Origin of the sequence: Bradyrhizobium sp., from assembly GCF_050014615.1 — a bacterium.
Taxonomy (GTDB): Bacteria; Pseudomonadota; Alphaproteobacteria; order Rhizobiales; family Xanthobacteraceae; genus Bradyrhizobium.
This window is the reverse complement of record NZ_JBEKCZ010000176.1, coordinates 1-16136: the sequence shown is the minus strand read 5'-3', so window position 1 is coordinate 16136 and position 16136 is coordinate 1. Positions and strand designations below refer to the sequence as shown.

General features: G+C 62.5%; 13 protein-coding genes and 1 pseudogene. 4 read left to right on the top strand and 10 right to left on the bottom strand.

Translation table 11 applies throughout. The annotated features are described in order from the left end of the window. Both ABR948_RS23175 and ABR948_RS23170 read left to right on the top strand, forming a co-directional pair. Positions 1-359: SDR family oxidoreductase (locus ABR948_RS23175; protein WP_428122542.1), on the top strand; the 359-nt coding region annotated here is incomplete at its 5' end. A 42-nt stretch (positions 360-401) separates the two neighbouring features. Beyond that, a complete protein-coding gene (locus ABR948_RS23170) occupies positions 402-632 on the top strand; it encodes a hypothetical protein (protein WP_428122540.1) in 231 nt (76 codons plus the stop codon). A gap of 535 nt (positions 633-1167) precedes the next feature. On the opposite strand, the gene ABR948_RS23165 is transcribed toward ABR948_RS23170, so the two are convergent. Continuing rightward, on the bottom strand, positions 1168-1479 hold the full coding sequence (locus ABR948_RS23165; RefSeq protein ID WP_428122538.1) for an ArsR/SmtB family transcription factor: 312 nt from the start codon (positions 1477-1479) through the stop codon (positions 1168-1170). Positions 1480-1574: 95 nt separating this feature from the next. Here ABR948_RS23165 and ABR948_RS23160 point away from each other — a divergent pair, with 95 nt between their 5' ends. Then, a complete protein-coding gene (locus ABR948_RS23160) occupies positions 1575-2327 on the top strand; it encodes an SDR family NAD(P)-dependent oxidoreductase (RefSeq protein ID WP_428122536.1) in 753 nt (250 codons plus the stop codon). Positions 2328-2486: 159 nt separating this feature from the next. Here the strand turns inward: ABR948_RS23160 and ABR948_RS23155 are convergent, their stop codons facing one another. The 9 genes and pseudogenes from ABR948_RS23155 to ABR948_RS23115 all read right to left on the bottom strand — a co-directional run bounded on the left by ABR948_RS23155 (position 2487) and on the right by ABR948_RS23115 (position 14560). Beyond that, entirely contained in the window at positions 2487-4394 is a 1908-nt protein-coding gene (locus tag ABR948_RS23155; RefSeq protein ID WP_428122533.1) for an acyl-CoA synthetase, read from the bottom strand. 92 nt (positions 4395-4486) lie between these two features. Next, entirely contained in the window at positions 4487-6466 is a 1980-nt protein-coding gene (locus ABR948_RS23150) for an acetyl/propionyl/methylcrotonyl-CoA carboxylase subunit alpha (RefSeq protein ID WP_428122530.1), read from the bottom strand. Further along, positions 6463-8079 carry an acyl-CoA carboxylase subunit beta gene (locus ABR948_RS23145; protein WP_428122527.1) on the bottom strand — a complete coding sequence of 539 codons (1617 nt, stop codon included), beginning with the start codon at positions 8077-8079 and terminating at the stop codon, positions 6463-6465. The genes ABR948_RS23150 and ABR948_RS23145 overlap by 4 nt, the downstream gene beginning before the upstream one ends. 21 nt (positions 8080-8100) lie before the next feature. Further along, positions 8101-9702: an AMP-binding protein gene (locus tag ABR948_RS23140; protein WP_428122524.1), complete on the bottom strand. Its 1602-nt coding sequence runs from the start codon at positions 9700-9702 to the stop codon at positions 8101-8103. A gap of 65 nt (positions 9703-9767) precedes the next feature. Then, complete coding sequence (locus ABR948_RS23135; protein WP_428122522.1) at positions 9768-10634, bottom strand: beta-keto acid cleavage family enzyme; 867 nt, start codon at positions 10632-10634, stop codon at positions 9768-9770. A gap of 60 nt (positions 10635-10694) precedes the next feature. Next, positions 10695-11473, bottom strand: a pseudogene (locus tag ABR948_RS23130) (helix-turn-helix domain-containing protein). Positions 11474-11583: 110 nt separating this feature from the next. Continuing rightward, positions 11584-12240, bottom strand: coding sequence for a glutathione S-transferase family protein (locus ABR948_RS23125; RefSeq protein WP_428122520.1), 657 nt, complete (start codon positions 12238-12240; stop codon positions 11584-11586). Positions 12241-12250: 10 nt separating this feature from the next. Next, positions 12251-13411: an acyl-CoA dehydrogenase family protein gene (locus ABR948_RS23120; RefSeq protein ID WP_428122518.1), complete on the bottom strand. Its 1161-nt coding sequence runs from the start codon at positions 13409-13411 to the stop codon at positions 12251-12253. 12 nt (positions 13412-13423) lie between these two features. Then, the gene (locus ABR948_RS23115) at positions 13424-14560 is read right to left on the bottom strand and encodes an acyl-CoA dehydrogenase family protein (RefSeq protein WP_428122515.1); all 1137 of its coding nucleotides are present in this window, start codon (positions 14558-14560) and stop codon (positions 13424-13426) included. Positions 14561-14956: 396 nt separating this feature from the next. Here ABR948_RS23115 and ABR948_RS23110 point away from each other — a divergent pair. Beyond that, positions 14957-16136, top strand: a 1180-nt coding sequence (locus ABR948_RS23110) for an ABC transporter substrate-binding protein (RefSeq protein WP_428122513.1), incomplete at its 3' end; no start/stop codon positions are given.

The window sequence follows — 16136 nt, the reverse complement described above, 5'->3', positions numbered from 1 at the left end:
GTTCCGTCGTCCTCACGACCTCGACCGCAAACGTCAAGGGGATGCCCATGCTCGCCGCATATGGAGGGGCCAAGGCTGCGCTGCGATCCTTCGCTCGGATGTTCGCCGTTGAGCTTCTTCCTCGGGGGATTCGCGTCAACGCGGTGTCGCCCGGCCCCACCGAAACGCCGATCGTCGGCAAGTCGATGCCCGATAAAGACATGGCCGCCCAGCTCACAGGGCAGATGCGCGAAGCCATTCCGATGAAGCGCTTCGGAACGCCGGAGGAACTCGCCAAGGCCGTCCTCTTCCTCGCGTTCGACGCGACCTTCATGACCGGCGTCGAACTTCCGGTCGACGGCGGTTGGTCGCAACTGTGAAGGCAGTACGCGAAATGCATCGAAATTTAATCTGAGGAGCCAATGACAGACACAGCGAACCATCTGGTCCCAGAGCAGGGGAAATTTCGTCGCGCCCTCGCGGCCGTCTTCGCCTGGTTGCAAGCGATGGATTACACCAGCTTTGACTACACTCTCGATCGCATCGAACGCTTGGAACGGGAGGTGGGACAACTAAAGGAGGAACTGCGCCAAAGCCGCGATACGGGGCCCGTCGATGCTCACAACGGTAGCGCCGCTGGGCTCGAACATTGACGGCACCGGTGAGGGGTTGATTGTCCTGCCGCAAAAAAGCTCGCGCCGATGTCGGCTGGCCATAGCGAATGCCGGATCCAGATTGTCTGTCGGAGTGTGGTTCAAGAGCAAGTAGCCCGCATGAGCGCAGCGATATGCGGGATTGATAAAGCGAAGACCCCGGATGTCGCTTCGCTCATCCGGGCTACGCTTGCTTCGCGGCAGCATAGCCGTATTCCGCAAGCTCAGTCTCGATAGCACCAAATGATATCGCAGCTTTCATTGCCAGTGACCGCAGGCGCGGAAGGCCCGTGACGGGTGTGGCGAGGCTGCTGGGTTGCCGGAACAGCCGCGCGCGCGGGCTTGCGGCTGTGACGCGCGATCGTGGCCGTCGGAATCGCTAAAGCGGCGATCAGCAACACACCGAGAACGGTCAAAACTCGCTTTCGCATGTTGGTTCTGGCCTCCGTCGGGCGCGCGCTGTTGAACGACTGTCGCGCCCTCGCAACGTGGATTAGCCAGCGGTCGCGCGAACGCGCGTCCGATGATCACTCCCTCACTCCGAATATCCCAAAATCGTCTTCAGCAATCTTGGAAACCGCGCGTTGATGTCAGCCTCGCGCACGACGTTGCGGTGTTCGACGCCTTTTTTTGAGGTCTGGATCAGGCCGGATTCGCGCAGAATTCGGAAATGGTTCGACAGCGTCGACTTGGCCATGCCGGCGCACGGGGCGGCTTCGGTGCAGGACATGCAGTCGTTCTGCCCGAGCAGGCTTTTGACGATGCGCAACCGCATCGGGTCGGCGAGCGCTGCCAGCACTCCCGCCAATGTGATGTCCTCGCGCGAGGGGTGAACAAATTGCACCATGCCCAAATATATAGCGCCTCCCTTGAACTCATTCAATAGTTCACTATTACTGAACTATTGAACAATAGCGCGTCCGCGCGATCATGGAGAGCAAGATGACCAAGAGACTTGAAGGCAAAGTGGCGCTGGTAACCGGCGCATCCAAGGGTATCGGCGCCGAGATCGCGGTCCGCCTCGCCGCGGAGGGCGCCGCGGTGGCCGTCAACTACAGCGCCAGCAAGCAGGCCGCCGACCGCGTCGTGGCTGCCATCACCGGCAAGGGCGGCAAGGCCGTCGCCGTCCACGGCAATCTGACCGACGCCAGCGATGTGAAAACAGTGGTGGCCGAGACGGTCAAGGCGTTCGGCGCGATCGACATCCTCGTCAACAATGCGGGCCTTTACGAGTTCGCGCCGCTGGACGGCATCACGGCCGAACACTTCCACAAGCATTTCGATCTCAACGTGCTCGGCCTTCTGCTGGTGTCGCAGGAGGCCGTGCGCCACTTCAATCCGGCCGGCGGCAGCATCATCAATATCAGCTCCGGGGTGTCGACGATTGCGCCGCCGAGCAGCGCCGTCTACACCGCAACCAAAGCCTCGGTGGACGCCATTTCCTCGGTGCTGTCAAAGGAACTGGCGCCGCGCAAGATCCGCGTCAACACCGTCAATCCCGGCATGATCGCCACCGAAGGCGTCGTCTCCGCCGGCCTGGCCGAGGGCGACATGCGCAAATGGATCGAGTCCATCACGCCAATGGGGCGGATCGGCAAGGTCGAGGAGATCGCCGCGGCGGTGGCTTTCTTCGCGTCGAACGATGCCTCCTACATCACCGGCGAAACGCTGCACGTGACGGGCGGCGTGCACTGATCGACGGCGCTTTTCGTCATGGCCGGGTCTAGCCGTCCGAAGGACGGCGTCGCTTCCGCTCGCCTCCTCCGAAGGACGGCGTCGCTTCCGCTCGCCTATGTCCCGGCCATGACGAATTTGTTGGACAGCTCCTCGATGCTCGCTGCCCCGGCAGCATTACTACACATAGACGATCTGGTGGCGCATCACGAACGGGGCGAGCAAGGTGTGCACCTCGTCGGCGATGGCCTCGCGCGCTGGTTCCGGGACTTGCGCGATCGTGACCGTGGCGATGCTGCCATGGGTGCCATGGAGCCCCACCTCGACCTGACAGGTGATGCCTCTTGCGACGAGTGGCGAGAGAACGTTGGTGAATACCCGTTTGGCGGCGTCCCACCGAAGCTGGGGCTTGTACACCTTCCCGACGCCGGTGAGCGGCATCGGATCGATCGGGATGATCTGCACGGGCACGGCGGCGCGCTCGGGCGTCCGCTCACTGACCCAGGCTTCCAACTCGCCCGGTTGGACACTTGCTCCTGACTTCAATTGCACGTAGCCCACCGGCAACTCGCCGGCATAAAGGTCCGGCTGACCGACGACGGCAGCAAAGCCGACGGCGGGATGCCGAAACAAGATATCCTCTATCGGGCCGGGATCGATGTTGTGGCCGCCACGAATGACGAGATCCTTTGCCCGGCCGGTGATCCAGAGGTAGCCATCCCTGTCGAGACGACCCAAATCTCCGGAGTTGACCCAAATCCCGTCCACGAATGCGCTCTTGTTGTGCACTTCGTTGAGATAGCCGCGGAAGACACCGGGTCCAGCCATCAGCACGACGCCGATCTCGTCGGGCTCGCAGTCACGCTCAACGTGATTGTGCTCGTCGAGCTTGACGATGCGAACACGGCTATAGGGCACCGGGAGGCCGACAGACCCGAGACGGATGGGACGATCGAGGTAAGCCATGGTGTGAACGCTCGAGGTCTCGGTCATGCCATAGACTTCCACAACCGGGATCCTAAATCGTTCCTCGATCGCCTTGCCGACAGCCACGGGAATGGCTGATCCGCCGCCCGCCGCGCATTGCAAGCTCGACAAGTCAGCGTTGCCGGGCGGGATGGCAAGGGTCGCAGCCAGAACCGTCGGGACGCTCGACAGTATTTCGGGCTTGAAGCGTTCGACAAGACCCCAGATGTTTTTTATGGCCGCGGGATTGCGCCATCCGGCGGGCGACAGAACGACCAGGCAGTTGCCTGCTGACAGGTTGCTCAGGGCCTGTGTGAGCGAGCCGCCGACATGGAACAGCGGCATGCCAAACAGCAGATTGGCTCCGGGTCTCGACTTGAGCAGGAGATTGCAGGCCCAGGCCTGATAGACCTGATTGGCGTGCGTGTGGCAGACAAGCTTCGGCGTGCCGGTGGTGCCTCCGGTGTGAAAGTAAGCTGCGATCTCGTCGCCGGAAATCCGCCTGTTGCTGACAAGCCTGTCGGAAGGCTGCGCCTTGATGAGATCACCGAAGGAATAAATCTTGTTCGCGGGATCGCCGGGGCCGTGGACCTGCACGATGGCTTTGAGGTGTTTCAACTTGCCGCGGATTTGCTCCACCTTCCTCCATATGTCGGTGCCGGGCACCGGGCCGAGGGCGACAAGGATCGTGGTGTTCGCGGCCTCCAGGATTTCCGCGATTTGATGCGGCTCAAGCAGCGGATTGACGGGATTGGCGATGCCGGCAGCCTCGGCGCCGAACAGCGTGATAAAGGCCTCCGGCAGCAGCGGAAGCAGAAAGCTCACCACGTCACCGCTGCCGGCTCCGAGCGCGTGGAACATATTGGCGGCTTGCGTCACGCGCGCGACGAAATCGCGGTGGGAAATGACGATTGGCGTGTCTGCCGGCTCAGCATTGGGGAGAAATTGGATGGCGGGCGCATCAGGATTCCTGGCTGCCCCGAGCTTGATTGCATCGTAGGTACTCTGGGCGGCGATGCGGTCTGCGTAAGGGACCTGCTCGAAGGCACGGACGTCGGCTTCCGTGGCAAAAATCGGATACGCGTCACCGATCAGTCGATCGAGCGAATGTATGCCCGCCATTCTCTGTCCTCCCTGTGTACCGTTTCCCCCGGATGTTCATTTGAACTTTTCTGTAGGCCGAGGATGTGTCTCTTCCAGATATCACGAGAAAATCACGCGCCCGAGGCGTCGATCTCGACAACAATCTTTCCGGTCGTCACCTGCTCACCCTCCGTGACATCGATGGCAGAAATCGAGCCCGAAATCGGGGCAGAATGAACGTGTTCCATTTTCATCGCCTCCAGCGTAATGACCGGCTGACCGGCTGTGATGCGTTCTCCCAGTTTGACCAGAACCGCAACCACGCGGCCGTTCATCGCGGCACGGATCCGGCCATCGCTGCTGCTTACGGCCGCGGACGCCGGCGCTGACTTCGTGAGATCGCGGGCCGAAAACGTGACGCCCCGGCGCAGGATGTAAAGGCGATCGCCGTCACGGAAAAATCTTACCGATTCGGTGAGGCCGTTGCTACGGAAACGAATGGCCTCGCGGCCAAGCTCGTCGATCTCGAACCTGAACTCCGCCCCATCGAGGCGGGCCGCATAACCGCCCTCGCGCTCACGCCCGATCTCGATATCGTAGATGCGATCATCCAGCCCAACTCGGGCGGGAAGCAGCAACGTCGCCGCCAGCGTCCGTCCGCTCCGCCATGGCGGCGCGAAAGGATCCGTGACGTACAGCAGCAAGGCCGCCAAGGCCGCATCCGAATCCGCGTCATTGCGCGGGGCGAGCAGAACGGCCCGGTTTCGTCCAATGAAGGCCGTGGTGGCTTCCCCTGCCGCAAATTCCGGATGCCGCAGACAGGCGGCCAGAAATGTCTGATTGGTCGTCACGCCGAATGCCACGGTTTGCTCGAGGCCGTGAATAAGCCTGCGCCGCGCTTCGTCGCGGGTCGCGCCGTGGCTGATGAGCTTGGCGATCATCGAATCATAGAACGGCGGAATCTCAGAACCGGATCGCAGCGCGTGCTCGACGCGAAGCTCGTCCGGCATCCGCCACGACGCCATCCGGCCGGATTGCGGCATGAAATCATGCGCCGCGTCCTCCGAGCACAGCCGCACCTCGATCGCATGGCCGGAGAATTTGACGTCCTCCTGCCGCAGTCCGAGCGGCTCGCCGCTGGCGATGCGCAACTGCAATTCGACCAGGTCGACCCCGGTGATCGCCTCGGTCACGGGATGTTCGACCTGCAGGCGGGTATTCATCTCCATGAAATAGAATTCGCCGCTTTGATCGAGCAGGAACTCCAGCGTGCCGGCGCCCTCATAGCCCAGCGACTTGATCGCGTTGACCGCGATGCCGCCGATCCGCGCGCGCAATTGCGGCGTGACCTTCGGCGACGGCGCTTCTTCGATCAGCTTCTGATGCCGCCGCTGCACCGAGCAATCGCGTTCGCCAAGATGGATGGCGTTGCCGAAGGCGTCGCCGAACACCTGGATCTCGATATGACGGGGATCGGCAATCGCCCGCTCCAGGATCACGCTGGCGTCGCCGAAGGCGCTTTGCGCCTCGGAGCGCGCACCGCGCAAGGCATCGGGAAAGGCCGGTGCGTCCGCGACCAGCCGCATGCCGCGCCCGCCACCGCCGGCAACCGCCTTGATCATCACGGGGAAGCCGATCCTGTGGGCCTCGGCCAGCATCGCGCTGTCGCTCTGGTCCGCGCCCTGATAACCGGGCACGCAGGGCACGCCAGCGGCCTTCATAATTTCCTTGGCGCCGGCCTTGTTGCCCATCGCCTTGATGGCTTCAGGCGACGGCCCGACGAACACGAGACCGGCATCGCGGCAGGCCTGCGCAAAATCCTCGTTCTCGGCGAGAAAGCCATAGCCCGGGTGAATCGCATCCGCGCCGCTTGATTTAGCCGCCGCGATGATCGCTCCCATGTTGAGATAGGATTGCGCCGGCAGCGCCTCGCCGATCCGGACGGCCTCATCCGCTTCGCGCACATGCAAGCTCTCGCGGTCGGCATCGGAATAGACCGCGACCACGCCATAGCCAAGCCGGCGCGCGGTGCGCATGATCCGCAGCGCGATCTCGCCACGGTTGGCGATCAGGATTTTGCGGAACGCCTTGAGCTGCATCGGCCTGCTCATGGCCGTGCGACCGAAAACTGCATGCGCTGCGGGATACGCGCCTCGGCCTCGCGGTAGATCGCCAGCACCTCGCTCACGATCGCCCTGGTGTCGCGCGGATCGATCACGCCGTCGTCGAGCAGGCGGGCACTGGTCGAGAACACGTCCATCTGGCCATCGAACACGCCGATGATCTGAGCTTTCATCGCATCGAGTTTTTCCTTCTCGATCGGCTTGCCGCGCCGGATCGCGGCGGCCTCGGTCACGATCGCCATGGTTTCGGCGGCTTGTTCGCCGCCCATCACAGCGGTTTTAGCGTTGGGCCACGAGAAACAGAAGCGGGGATGAAAGCCACGGCCACACATGCCGTAATTGCCGGCACCGAAGGAGGCGCCGCAATAGATCGTGACCTGCGGCACGGTGGCGGAGGTCACCGCCTGGATCATCTTCGAACCATGCTTGATCATGCCCGCTTCTTCATAGGCCTTGCCGACCATATAGCCGGTGGTGTTGTTCAGATACAAAAGCGGCGTGCGCGACTGGCAGCAGGCCTGGATGAAATGCGTCGCCTTGTTGGCGCCATCGGGATCGAGCGGTCCGTTATTGGTGACGATCCCGATCGCCTGGCCTTCGATACGGGCGTGACCGCACACCGTGGCGGGGCCGTAACTGGCGCCGAAGTCGGTGAAATCGGAATCGTCGACGATACGCGCGATCACCTGGCGCATGTCGACCGGCCGCTTGTGATCCATCGGCATGATGCCGAGCAGTTCCTCCTGATCATGGCGGGGCGGACGATGCGAGGTTCTGTCCGCGCGCGGCCGGTCCCATTCCAGGTTGGCCATGATGTCGCGCGCGATCCGCAGCGCGTCGCGGTCGTCCTCGGCGAGATAGTCGCCGAGACCCGAAATGCTGGTGTGCATCTCGGCGCCGCCGAGCTCCTCTTCGGTGGCAATTTCCCCGGTCGCGGCCTTCAACAGCGGCGGCCCGGCGAGAAACGCCCGGGTCCTGCCGCGCACCATCACGATGTAGTCCGACAGCCCGGTCTGATAGGCGCCGCCGGCCGTGGACGAGCCATGCGTCACCGTGACCACCGGCAAGCCCGCCGCCGACAGCCGCGCCAGATTGCGAAAGATGTTGCCACCCCTGACAAAATCCTCGACCCGATAGCGCAACAGGTTGGCGCCGGCGCTTTCGACCAGTTGCACGTAAGGCAACTTGTTCTCCAGCGCCAATTCCTGCACCCGCAGCGTCTTGTCGAGGCCGTAAGGCTGCAGCGCGCCGGCATCGATGCCGGCATCGTTGGCGCTGACCATGCAGCGGATTCCGGCGACGAAGCCGATCCCGGCGATCACGCCACCACCGGGTACGCTCTTCTCGGGGTCCGGTACATCGAACCGGTAACCCGCGAGCGTGGAGAGTTCGATGAAGGGCGCCCCGGGATCGAGCACCAGCGCCACGCGCTCGCGCGGCAGCAATTGCCCGCGCTTGTGAAAGCGGTCCTTGGCGGCGGCCGAAGCCGCGCGGGTCCGCTCCTCCAGCACGCGCATGCGCGCAATCAACGCCAGCATTCCGGTCCGATTATTGCCGTAGCCGTCGCTGCCGGGCGCGATCGTCGATTCAATAACGGCCATTTCCGACTGCACTTTCCGGGGCTATGCGCCCTCTTTCGTGAAGTGTTCGGCAAAGGCCTGGCGCAGTTCGACCTTGCGGAGCTTGCCGGTCGCGGTCATCGGCATGTCGTCGAGAATCCTGATGAATTTCGGCATCTGGAAGCCACCGAGATGCTTGCGGCAATGCTCGAGGATTCCGGCTTCTTCGGCATGCGCGCCAGGCTTCAGCTTGACGAAGGCGGAGACCGCCTCGCCCCATTGCGGGTGCGGCAGGCCGACCACGGCGGCGTTCTGGACGGCGGGATGGGCGAGCAGCGTCTCCTCGATCCTGACGGAGGCGATGTTCTCGCCGCCGGACTTGATCATGTCCTTCTTGCGATCGAGGAACAGCACCTCGCCGCGTTCATCGATCAGCGCGAGATCGCCGGTGTGATGCCAGCCGAATTTGCGCGCCTCTTCGGTCGCCTTCGGGTCCTTGTAATAGCCGAGCATGACATTCGGCCCGCGATGCACCAATTCGCCGGGCTGGCCGCGCGGCAAGAGATTGCCGTTTTCATCCATGATCGCGGTCTCGTTGACGATCAGCGACTCGCCCCAGTAATTGCCGAAACGCTCGAGCTGGACCTCGGGGCGCGACATCGTGGTGGCCGGATACATTTCGGTCTGGCCGCTGGTGAGAACAAAATTCGGGCACAGATCGGCTATCGCGCGCTCGAGCAGCGGGCGGCCCATCGGCGCCATGGTGTAAATGCAAGCGCGCAAGCCCGACAAGTCGTATTCGCGGCGACGCGGATGATCGAGAATTGCCTGATACATCAGTGACAGGCCGACAAACACGGTCAGCTTGTCGCGCACGATCGCTTCCATGCACACCACCGGGTCAAAGCCGCGCATCAGCGCCATCCGGCCGCCGACCGACAGGTAGCTCAGCAACAGCACATGGCCGGCGCAGTGGAACAACGGAAACTGCCCGGTGATGCCGTCGTTGCGGTCGAGGTGCATTTCGATGGCATTGCTCATGACCGCCATCACCACCGCGAGATGACAATGCATCGCGCCTTTCGGGCGCGAGGTCGTCCCGCTGGTGTAGATGATCATCGCCAGATCGCGGTCGTCGATGTCGATCTCCGGTTCGATCTCGGAACGGCCTGTCAGCAGATCGTTGAAATTTTCCAGACCTGCCGCGGCGGCCGTGCCGGCCAGATCGACCGCGATCAGGTCGATGCCGCGCTTTTGCAGCGCCGCGCGCCGGTCCGGCTGGCCGTACAGATTGTCGTCGATCAGCGCGAAACGCACCTCCGCATGATCGAGGATATAGTCCATATCGGCAGGCCCGAGCATGGTGTTGACGGGCACCCAGACCAGGCCGGCGCGATGAATGCCGAACAGCGCTTTGACGAATTCGACCGAGTTGTTGCAGATGGTCGAAATCTTCGCGCCGGGTTTCAGTCCACGCCCGACCAGATAATTGGCAAAGCGGTTGGCGTCGCGCTCGAGCTCGGTGAAGGTTACGCGCCGCGTGCCGTCGGTGACGGCGGTGCGATCGGGAAAGCGCGCCGCCGCGCGTTTCAAGAGATCGCCGATCGCCACCCGGCCGATCCGGCCCGGGCCCGGTACGCCGCCAGTCGCTGCGAGATTGGTCATGACGTTCCACTCCCTCATTTGCGTCATTTTCCGGGTTCGCGCGATGCCCATCCCGGATTGACGGTTTAGTGGAGAATCCCGAAAATCTGCCGTGCCTCGGCCGGAGTCGCTATTTCGCGACCTGCCCGGCGCGCGCACGCTGCGATGCTCTCGATCAGCTGGCCGTTGGACGTCACCTTGACACCGTCGGGCTGATAGAAGGTATCTTCGAGCCCGGTGCGAAGATGACCACCGAGATCGGCACAACGCTGGTGCAGCGGCCAGATTTCCGCCCGTCCGATCGCCGTGACTTGCCAATGGGCTTGCGGCAATTTCAATTTCAAAAGGATCGGCAGCAATTCGGGATCGGCCGGCATGCCCGAGGCGACCCCCATCACGAAATTATACTCCAGCGGCCCCTTATACATCCCGACTTGCCGGTACATCCCGACGCAGCGCACGATGCCGACATCGAAGCATTCGAATTCGGGAATCGTCTGCGCCTCCTTCATGACGTCGAGATAGTCCTGCACCTTCTCGACCGCGTTATCGAACATCATTGGAGGCCAGGCCCAGCTGTTGTCGGCCTTTACCTTGAGATAATTCAGCGAGCCGGCGTTGCAGGCCGCCATCTCGGGCCTGGTCTCGCGCACGCAATCCAGCGCGCCGGAATAATTGGGACCTGAAGTACCCGTGGTGTGATTGATGATCACGCCCGGGCAGGCCTCGCGGATCGCCTGCTGGATCTCGCGGGAGATGGCGACCTCCCAGGACGGCAGGTGTCCCTTGCCCGGCGCCTGCTGGCGCAAATGGATATGCATCACGCTGGCGCCGGCGTCGAAAGCGGATTTCGCCTCGCGCGCCATTTCCTCAGGGGTAACCGGGACGTGATGCTGCTTCGGGTCGGTCAGCACGCCGTTCAGCGCGCAGGTGATGACAGCTTTGTCGCTCATGGAGCCGCCTTGATTCTCTTGAGTTTTGCACCCGAAATCCGGCGGATCATGCGTTCGGCATCATCCGGCTTCTTGCGTCCACGCGCTATCGCCCGCTCCGACCCGGTCGTAGATCGCGAGGTCGCGGGAACCCGAGAAGATCGCGCGCGGCTTCAGCCCATAAAAGCGCCGATATCCTGGGCCAGATGCGCGAGATTGAGGTCCTGATTAGCGAAATGCAGCAGGTGCCGCGCGCGTTTCCAGGCGCGGAAGGCACGAAATGAGATGCCAGTCTCCTGCTTGAACAGATGCAGGAAGCGCGACGAGGACAATCCGGCCTCCGCCGCGCAGCTTGCCGCCGTCACCGGGTCGCCGGAAAACCGGCCGATTTGCGCGATCGCCTGGATCACGCGCGGATCGAGGGTTCGCCGCGGCAGCGCTTCGCCAAAGCACATGATGTCGAACGCGGCACTGGGGATATCGCCGCCCCATGGCTGATGCTGCAATTGTTCGTAAACCGCGCGGATCCGGGACACGAAGAACTGGCGTTCGGCGTCCGACAGGCGCTTTGCCAATAAATCGAACGCGCCGGCACAGACGGTTTCAGGCTCGATCAGGATGCAAATCACGGAGCGGTAGTCGCTGGCGATGGTGTGCCGCAGATTCGGTGGCACCACCGCCAATTCGCCGTAGCTCTCAACGGCGCCTTCGGCAGCCAGCCGAAGACCACCCCTGATCGCAACATAGACGTGAAACGCGCCCGAACAGCGTTGGCGCGGACGGCCGAGCAGGCCGGCGTAAAACACGCGTTCGGGTGTGATCAGCATCAGATGGCCGGATTCGCAGCCTTTGTCGTCCATGGTCGAGCCCTCCTCGCGCGGCTCTTTCGGCCGCTGTGCTGAGGCAACCATAGCGTCATTCCGGGGCGATGCGAAGCATCGAACCCGGAATGCCGAGCGATCCTTGGGGTTCAGCCGCGGACGCGGGGAGCCACTTTCTGCTGCTCTCCGGCTAGTTCTTCCGCGGCGACCGCCCTTTTGTAGCCGTCGCGTTGCTGCAGGCGCTGCCAGTAGGCGGCGACGTTGGGTCCGAAATCTTTCGCCAGCCCGATATTTTCGGCTAGCCGCAGCGCATAGCCGATGACGATATCGGCCGCGGTGAAGCGATCGGCGCACAGCGTCTCGGTCTTGGCGGTCGCGGCCTCGACAGCCCGCAGCCGGCCCAGGAACCATTTGGCGTAGTCGGTGGCCACTTGCGGATTGCGCCGTTCCTCGGGCTCGAGCTGGGTGTAGCGCAGCACCAGCGTCTGCGGAAAGGTCAGCGTGGCATCGCTGAAATACATCCAGTTCAGGAACGCGCCATAGGCCGGCTCGTCGAGGCCGACGACCAGCGGCGTCGGTCCATGGCGGGTGCCGAGATAATGGCAGATGCCGGAGGATTCCGTCATTCTGGTTTCGCCGTCGATCATGAAGGGAATCGTGCCGAGCGGATTGAGCGCGAGATATTCCTTGGCGAACATTCGCGGCGGAAACGGCAGCATCTTCAGCTCGTAAGGCAGCCCCATTTCTTCCAGCATCCACAGCGGCCGGAACGAGCGCGCTGCGTGGCAATGATAAAGCGTGATCATCCGGTGTTCCCTATTTCTGGTTCATTCCGGGCAGCGTGCCCATCATCTTGCACAGCACCGTCAGCATCACCTCATCGGCGCCGCCGCCGATCGATGCCAGGCGGCTGTCGCGATAGGCGCGGCTGACCGGTGTCTCATTCATGAAACCCATGCCGCCCCAGAACTGCAGACAGGCGTCGGTCAATTCACGGCCCAACCGACCCGCTTTAAGCTTGGCCATGGTCGCCAACTTTGTCACGTCCTCGCCGGCAACGAGCGCCTCCGCCGCGCGATAGACCAGCGCCCGCAACAATTCGACCTCGGTCTGCATTTCCGCAAGCTTGAAGTGGACGGTTTGATTGTCCAGGATGCTCTGCCCGAATGCCCTGCGATTGCGGGTATATTCGATCGTATCGGCGATGATATATTCGTGCGCCTTGAGGCACGCCGCAGCGCCCCACAGCCGCTCTTCCTGAAATTGCACCATCTGGTAGGTGAAGCCGTGGCCTTCCTCGCCAATGCGATTGCGCTTCGGTACCCGCACATCGTCGAAGAAAATCTGGGCGGTATCGGACGAGCGCATCCCCATCTTGTCGAGCTTGCGGGCGATTTCGACGCCCCTGGTCTTCATCGGCACGCAGATCAGCGACTTGTTGCGATGTTTTGGGCCATCGCTGGTGTTCGCAAGCAGGCAAATCCAGTCGGCCTGGACGCCGTTGGTGATCCACATCTTGCCGCCATTGATGACGTAATCGTCACCGTCCGACCGGGCCTGGGTCTTGATCGAGGCGACATCCGAGCCGGCGCCCGGTTCGGACACGCCGATGCAGGCGACCGCAGCGCCCGCGATCGCAGGCGCCAGAAACTCCCGGCGCACCTCGTCCGAGCCGAACCGCGCCAGCGCCGGCGTCGCCATGTCGGTCTGCACCCCGATCGCCATCGGTACCCCGCCGCAACGGATCGCGCCGAGTTCTTCCGCCATCATCAGCGCGTAGCTGTAATCGAGCCCCTGGCCGCCGAAATCCACCGGCTTGTTGAGGCCGAGAAAGCCGAGGTCGCCGAGCTTCTTGAATAGTTCGTGGGCCGGGAAAATATCCGCCTTCTCCCATTCGTCGACAAAGGGATTAATTTCGGCGGCAATGAATTTTTGCAACGCGCGGCGGACTTCTTCGTGGTCGGCAGTGAAGAGCATTTTATCCCCTTGTCACAACCCCATCTGGCGGCTGGCCAGGTCCTTCATGATCTCCTCGCTGCCGCCGCCGATCGCATTGACCTTGACCTCGCGGTAGATGCGCTCGACCTTGATGCCGCGCATATAGCCGGCGCCGCCGAAAATCTGCACGGCCTCGGAGGCACAGAACGCCATGGTCTGCGTCGCCTGGTTCTTCAGCATGCAGATCTCGGCGACCGGACTTTCGCCTTGGTCGAGCCGCCACGCCAGCATTTCCAGCATCGCCTGCGACGCCGCGACCCGCTGCGCCATATCGACCAGCTTGTGCCGGATGACCTGATGCTGCGCCAGCGGCTTTCCAAAGGTGTGCCGTTGTTTTGCGTATTCTACCGCATCGTCACAACAGACCCGCGCCGCCGCGATGCAGCCGGCCGCCATCGTCAGCCGCTCGCTGTTGAAATTGTGCATGATGATCTTGAAACCCCGGCCCTCTTCCCCGAGCAGGTTTCCGGCCGGCACACGGCAATTGTCGAAATGCAGGGTCGCGGTGTCCGAAGCCCACCAGCCCATTTTCTTCAATGGCGTGCGCGAGAGCCCAGCCGTGTCGCCCTCGATTACCAGCAGGCTGACACCGCCGGGACCAGGCCCGCCGGTGCGCACCGCCGTGGTGATATAATCGGCGCGCATGCCGGAGGTGATAAAGGTCTTCTCCCCGTTGACGACATAGACATCGCCCTCTCGGCGCGCCGACGTGCGCAGGTTGGCGACGTCGGAACCGCCGCTCGGCTCGGTGATCGCGAGCGCCGAGATCTTCTTGCCTGAGAGAATCTGCGGCAGCACGCGCGCCTTCAATTCGGGACTGCCCGCGCGCGCAATCGGCGGCGCGCCGATCGAATTGCTCTTCAGGCTCGCACTGACGCCGCCGGCGCCAGCCCGCGCCAGTTCCTGGACAGCGACGATCCACATGAAATTGTCGACTTCGGTACCGCCATACTCTTCCGGAAAACCAAGTCCGAGCAGCCCGATGTTGGCGGCCTTCTCGTACAGGACGCGCGGGAACCCTCCCGCCTCGTCCCATTCGTGGGCGTAGGGCTCGATCTCCTTTTCGACAAAGCGGCGCACCACCTCACGATAGGCCTCGTGTTCGGCGGTATAGAATGGGCTTCCCATTCGCTTCGCTCCCGTAAATAGCTGCGCCGCGGTGACCTACGATGGCCGGATTCGGCTGGCGCAACTTGCGTCGAGTGGCTGGCTCCAGCCGCGCCAGCCGATCAGGCCACAGGCCAGCTACTTAACGCAAGACAGCATCCCGATACGGCGTCCCAACTTGCCCCAAACGGCGTAAGATCAAGCAGGATCAGGCGGCACCAGACCGCCAGACCTTCGGAGGAGGATTTGCCGATTCGCCACCATGACTGGATCGCCCGATTTCACCCGCCGAACGGCTGGCGGTGATCGACCTCGGCAGCGAGCGCATACCCAGGCCGTCGCCTATTGACCATCGGCGGACAAAGTTCCGGTTTCACGTCTCTCTGAGTTCGTCTCTCCTGATGAAGGACACTGTCCATGAAGAACAAGAAGCGCTTCTTGCGAATCTCACACCTGCTCTCTTTCGCCGCTGCCGCGGCCCTCACCGTGCTGGCGACGCACGGCGCACTTGCGCAAAAGAAATACGACACCGGCGCGTCAGACACCGAAATCAAGATCGGAAATGTCGAGGCCTATAGCGGGCCCGCCTCGGCCTACGGCGTCATCGGCAAGACCGAGGAGGCCTATTTCAAGATGATCAACGACGCCGGCGGCGTCAACGGCCGCAAGATCAACTTCATCTCTTACGACGACAGCTACAGCCCGCCCAAGACGGTGGAGCAGGTCCGCAAGCTGATCGAGAGCGATGAAGTGTTCCTGATCTTCAACGCATTGGGCACGCCGACACAGAACGCCGTACAAAAATATCACAACAGCAAGAAAGTCCCGCAGCTGTTCCTGGCCACCGGCGCCAGCAAGTGGAACGACCCGAAGGACTTTCCCTGGACCATGGGCTTTCAGCCGAGCTACCGCGTCGAAGCGCGAATATTCGCGAAATACATCCTCAAGGCCAAGCCCAACGCCAAGGTCGCGGTGTTCTATGCCAATGACGACTTCGGCAAGGATTACGTGGCCGGGCTGAAAGAGATTTTCGGCGACAAGACCTCCAGCATCCTGATTGCCGAGGAAAGCTACGAAACCACCGAGCCCTCGATCGATTCCCATATCGTCAAGCTGAAGGGTACCGGCGCCGACGTATTCGTCAATATTTCAACGCCGAAATTCGCCGCCCAGGCGATCAAGAAGATGGCCGAGCTGGAATGGAAGCCGATGCATGTCATGACCGACGTGTCGATCTCGATCGGCGCGGTCATGAAGCCCGCCGGCCTGGAGAATTCCGAGGGCATATTGTCGGCCACCTATATCAAGGATGCGTCCGACAGCCAGTGGGCAAACGACCCGGGCATGAAGAAATTCATGGCGTTCATCGACAAGTACATGCTGGGGGCGAACCTCTCCGACACCAATCTGGTATATGCCTATGCGGCGGCCCAGACCATGGTCCAGGTGCTGCAGCAATGCGGCGACAACCTGACCCGCGAGAATGTGATGAAGCAGGCCGCCAGCCTGAGGGACTTCGCCCCGGATACGCTGCTTCCCGGCGTGAAGATCAATACCAGTGCGACCGACTACGCGCCGATCGAGCAGCTTCAGATGA

Coding starts and splice junctions, on each gene's coding strand:
- ABR948_RS23125 (WP_428122520.1), bottom strand. CDS start 12,240: ATGATCACGCTTTATCATTGCCACGCAGCGCGCTCGTTCCGGCCGCTG.
- ABR948_RS23160 (WP_428122536.1), top strand. CDS start 1,575: ATGACCAAGAGACTTGAAGGCAAAGTGGCGCTGGTAACCGGCGCATCC.
- ABR948_RS23165 (WP_428122538.1), bottom strand. CDS start 1,479: ATGGTGCAATTTGTTCACCCCTCGCGCGAGGACATCACATTGGCGGGA.
- ABR948_RS23140 (WP_428122524.1), bottom strand. CDS start 9,702: ATGACCAATCTCGCAGCGACTGGCGGCGTACCGGGCCCGGGCCGGATC.
- ABR948_RS23155 (WP_428122533.1), bottom strand. CDS start 4,394: ATGGCGGGCATACATTCGCTCGATCGACTGATCGGTGACGCGTATCCG.
- ABR948_RS23120 (WP_428122518.1), bottom strand. CDS start 13,411: ATGCTCTTCACTGCCGACCACGAAGAAGTCCGCCGCGCGTTGCAAAAA.
- ABR948_RS23135 (WP_428122522.1), bottom strand. CDS start 10,634: ATGAGCGACAAAGCTGTCATCACCTGCGCGCTGAACGGCGTGCTGACC.
- ABR948_RS23150 (WP_428122530.1), bottom strand. CDS start 6,466: ATGAGCAGGCCGATGCAGCTCAAGGCGTTCCGCAAAATCCTGATCGCC.
- ABR948_RS23170 (WP_428122540.1), top strand. CDS start 402: ATGACAGACACAGCGAACCATCTGGTCCCAGAGCAGGGGAAATTTCGT.
- ABR948_RS23145 (WP_428122527.1), bottom strand. CDS start 8,079: ATGGCCGTTATTGAATCGACGATCGCGCCCGGCAGCGACGGCTACGGC.
- ABR948_RS23115 (WP_428122515.1), bottom strand. CDS start 14,560: ATGGGAAGCCCATTCTATACCGCCGAACACGAGGCCTATCGTGAGGTG.